This window comes from Peribacillus sp. SIMBA_075 (genome assembly GCF_046534585.1).
The window spans coordinates 1-4,358 of the sequence record NZ_JAWRYN010000086.1; the positions used below are offsets into that span (position 1 = coordinate 1).

Genomic DNA, 4,358 nt, shown 5'->3' on the forward strand with positions numbered 1-4,358 from the left:
GTACCGAATGAGAATCGTCTTTTTTTAATTTGATTTACCGTACTAGTTAGAAAAACGTGAGTTTTTCAGCAGCCTCCAAGTTTACGCCTGTTTTTTTATCTTCTTAATGTATTTATGGAGGCTACCCACACAAGACCAGGGATGTTTGCGAATGATATGTTAAAAGATGTGAATATTAAATTCCGGTTAGAAAAATGACAATTGTCCCATTGATTTGTACAATGATCCTGTAAAAGATATTTTACTGTAATTGCACTGTAATAAACGAGAAGAAACTAAGTATTTTATCATGTGGATATATTATGTGATTTCATTTATATCGCAAAAATAGTTCTTTTAGCACTGTCTTTTAGACTCGCTCCGCTTAAGATAAGTATGTTGATGCGTATTTTTGTTCAACAGGAGCGAGGTGAGCAAATGCTTGGATTGATGTTTACAGCATTCAAAAAAAAGCGTTCTTTAGAAGAAACCGTATTGAAAATTCAACAAGGCGATATAAGCCTTCGTAATGATACTATAGAGTCTTTCAAACCTTTTATTGCAAAAACCGTCTCATCAATCTGCAGACGTTACATTTACGAATCAGATGATGAATTTAGTATTGGAATGATTGCTTTTAATGAGGCAATCGATAAATATTCCCCGGAAAAAGGCCGTTCTTTATTGGCATTTGCCGAAACCCTCGTTAAACGAAGGGTTATAGATTATTTAAGAAGCCAGTCGAAACGGAAAGAAGTCCTTTTGGATTTATCTCTGAATGATGATAATGATCAAAGCCATATATATATCGATAATGAAAATTCCATGAATGAATACGAGAAGCAAAAGGAATCGGAAAGAAGAAAAGAAGAAATTCACCTTTATATAAGCCATCTACAGGATTTTGGTCTGTCATTTGAGGATTTAGTCGAAAACTCTCCAAAACATGCGGATGCCAGGAAGGGAGCTATTATGATTGCTAAATTGTTAATGGAAGATGACGAACTGAAAGAAATCCTGTTTGCAAAAAAGCGGCTGCCAGTAAAGCAGCTTGAAGGAAAAGTGGATGTAAGCAGAAAAACGATTGAACGGAACAGAAAGTACATCATTGCTGTGGCAATCATAATAAACGGAGATTTTTTGTACTTGAATGATTATATAAAAGGGGCTATCAATGGATGAAAAAAGGAGTAATTCTTTCAGTTAATAAGCGTTTTGTAACCCTATTGACCCCCGAGGGTGAATTTCTAAAAACCAAAAGGCAGGAACGGGAATATGAAGTAGGTGAGGAAATCACTTTTTCGCCTATTAAACAAAAGGTCACTTTCGCCTTTCCCAATTTTAATTCATCTTTCAAAAAAAAGGCCGTGCTAAGCATTGCCTCCACTTTCCTGATTCTCTTTTCGTTTCTTCCATCCTATTTCTCTGAGCATGTATCGGCATACATGACAATAGATGTGAATCCCAGCATTGAATTGGAGCTTGACCATCATTTAGAAGTTCTCAAACTTAGCGGTTTAAATGAAGACGGCAAGCTTGTGATTGGTCAGCTGAAAGATTGGAAAGGTAAGGACATTAAAACGGTTACAAACCGAATCGTCGAAACGACGAAGCAACTTGGATATCTGAAAGAAAAAAAACAAATAGTCGTTTCCACAACGATATTGGATAAAGATAAAAAATTGGATAAGAACTTAAAAAAAGAAATAAAAGAAATATCAGAACAGAATAATGTTTCTAATACGAATATGAAAGTGATTCATGCAACAAAAAGCGATAGGAAGCAAGCAAGGGAACAAGGCATATCCACAGGTAAGTATGTCGAAAAGAAGTTAAATGAAGATAAAGAGAAGGTAAAAGTCAATACGAGGGAGTCAGCACCAGCAACGGATAAAAAAGTAGAGGAAAAGGTTGTTATTCCGAAAGAGCAGAGCGAAACACTGAGTACAGAAAAAAAATCGGTTGAGGAAAAGAAAAAAGAGAACAATACAACAAATGAATTAAAGCAAAAGTCGGTAAATGAAGCAAAACCAAATGAACAGAAAAACTTAGGAACACCATCAGACCAAAATAAGGGAAAAACCAAAAGTGAAGATAAAAATGGAAAACGGAATGAGATAAATGACTTTAAGAAAAAAAGTATGGAATCAAAAGGAAAACCTGTCAGCAATCAAAATAATCACAGCAACCAATTTAAGGACAAGCAGAAAAATGAAAAGGAAGATAAAAGGCTTGATGGGAAAAGATATACATCGGTCAATGAAAAGGGAAGAGAAAGAGAACAGAATAATGGCGATCATATAAAGCTCGAAAGTAAAAATAAAAAAGATAAACAAGATAAAATAGTGATAAAGGTTAAACAAGATTGGGATAAGTGGAAAAAGGGTAAGGGCAATAATGGAAACGGACAAGGGAATAATTAAAAGAGTCCAGCACGGAGCTGGACTCTTAGCCATGGATATTTAATTGTGATAGTAATTATTGACCTTGACCTTTAAGTTGAGATTGAGCTTGTGCTACAAGTCGTTTCGTAATTTCTCCGCCAACTGAACCATTGGCACGTGCTGAAGTATCGGAACCTAGTTGTACACCAAATTCTGATGCAATTTCATATTTGATTTGTTCTAATGCTTGTTCAATTCCAGGAACAAGAAGGTTGTTACTGCTGTTAGCCATTTGAATCTCCCCTTTACTTTTTCAACGGCTTTTGCCGCTGTAATGATAGTATAAGTAGAATGCGGAGTTTTACTTATAGTAGCGGAATCAAACTTTTTGGTAAACCTGCCTTATTGTTGTAAGTAAGACAGTTTTAAAAGAGAATGGAAAAAAGAATGAAAAAAGGGTAAACTAGATTTTTAATGGTTATGTGATTCACATAACTATAAAGGAGTAAGAAAGGAAACTCTTTATGTTTGCTATCAAAAAAATATTATCAAAATTAACACCAGCTCAGCTTATCGTCGGTTATTATTTTTTAGCTGTCAGCATCTCGACAGCGTTGCTTAGCCTGCCGGTTGCCCTAAAACCTGGTGTTGAGTGGGAATTCATGGATGCCTTATTTACAGCTATCAGTGCTGTCAGTGTTACAGGATTAACTGTAGTCAGTACGCCTGATGTGTTAAGTGAGGCTGGCTATTTCATTCTGATGTTCGTTCTCCAGTTTGGCGGGATTGGCATCATGACACTCGGAACCTTTTTCTGGCTAATATTGGGCAAGAAGATCGGTTTGAAGGAAAGGCAATTGATCATGACCGATCAAAACCAATCGAATCTTTCGGGCCTTGTTAAATTATTGATTCAAATCATTCAGATATTCCTCGTTATTGAAATGATTGGAGCCCTAGTTTTAGGTATTTATTTTTTGAATTATTATCCAAACTGGAAAGATGCCTTCTTAAATGGCTTATTTTTGGCAGTCAGTTCCACTACCAATGCCGGTTTTGATATCACCGGTATATCGATGATTCCTTTTAAAGGGGATTACTTCGTGCAGTTCATCACGATTATCCTGCTTACCCTTGGAGCCATTGGGTTTCCGGTCTTGATCGAGTTGAAAGAGTTTTTGTCCAATAATGCCCGTACTTATAAGTTTCATTTTTCTTTGTTCACGAAGCTGACATCAGTCACTTTCTTTTCCCTTATCATTGGGGGGACGATCCTGATTTACCTGCTGGAAATGAATGGGTTCTTTAAAGGTAAGAGCTGGCATGAATCGTTCTTCTACTCGTTATTCATGTCCTCCAATACGCGAAGCGGAGGGTTAACAACAATGAATGTGAGTGACTTTTCGGAACCGACCCTTTTATTGATGAGCATATTAATGTTCATTGGGGCATCCCCAAGCTCAGTCGGGGGAGGGATCCGCACAACCACTCTGGCTATCATGATTCTGTTCTTATGGAATTTCATGAGGGGAAGGCGATCCATCAAAGTGTTCAAACGGGAGATTCATCCAGATGATATCCGAAAAGCGACAGCAGTTATGATCATGGGTTCCTTCCTGTGCATATTGGCCATCTTCATTTTATCGATTACCGAGAATTTCACTTTAACCCAAATCATTTTTGAGGTATGTTCGGCTTTCGGTTCAGTTGGCCTTTCGATGGGAATCACGCCTGATCTCAGTAATACCGGTAAAATTGTCATTATGGTCATTATGTTTATTGGCCGAGTCGGGATAACGTCCCTGCTTTTTATCATAGGGCATAAAGAAGTTACGGAAAATTATCATTATCCAAAGGAACGCGTCATCATTGGGTAAATGATTTAAGTTGAAAAGAGACCTTTCCATCGAGGAAAAGTTTCAGTTTGTAGACAAAAGGGGTTCGGAATTAAAAAATTCCGAACCCCTTTTTGAGATTCCCTTTGATTTTTTGCCT

4 protein-coding genes are annotated in these 4,358 nt (G+C 37.0%); 3 read left to right on the top strand and 1 reads right to left on the bottom strand.

Features of this window, described 5'->3' with window-relative positions:
- Positions 1 to 417 precede the first annotated feature (417 nt).
- Both sigI and SB775_RS27170 read left to right on the top strand, forming a co-directional pair.
- Entirely contained in the window at positions 418 to 1,161 is a 744-nt protein-coding gene (sigI, locus tag SB775_RS27165; protein WP_061462214.1) for an RNA polymerase sigma factor SigI, read from the top strand.
- Entirely contained in the window at positions 1,158 to 2,402 is a 1,245-nt protein-coding gene (locus SB775_RS27170) for an anti-sigma factor domain-containing protein (protein ID WP_410864244.1), read from the top strand. Before sigI ends, SB775_RS27170 begins: the two co-directional genes overlap by 4 nt.
- Positions 2,403 to 2,457: 55 nt before the next feature.
- Here SB775_RS27170 and SB775_RS27175 read toward each other — a convergent pair whose 3' ends face one another.
- Positions 2,458 to 2,655 (bottom strand): alpha/beta-type small acid-soluble spore protein, encoded by a 198-nt coding sequence (locus tag SB775_RS27175; RefSeq protein ID WP_061462216.1) that lies wholly within the window; start codon positions 2,653 to 2,655, stop codon positions 2,458 to 2,460.
- Between the two features lie 232 nt (positions 2,656 to 2,887).
- On the opposite strand from SB775_RS27175, the gene SB775_RS27180 reads away from it, so the two are divergent.
- Positions 2,888 to 4,240, top strand: a complete 1,353-nt coding sequence (locus tag SB775_RS27180; RefSeq protein WP_410864246.1) for a TrkH family potassium uptake protein — start codon at positions 2,888 to 2,890, stop codon at positions 4,238 to 4,240.
- Positions 4,241 to 4,358: the final 118 nt, after the last annotated feature.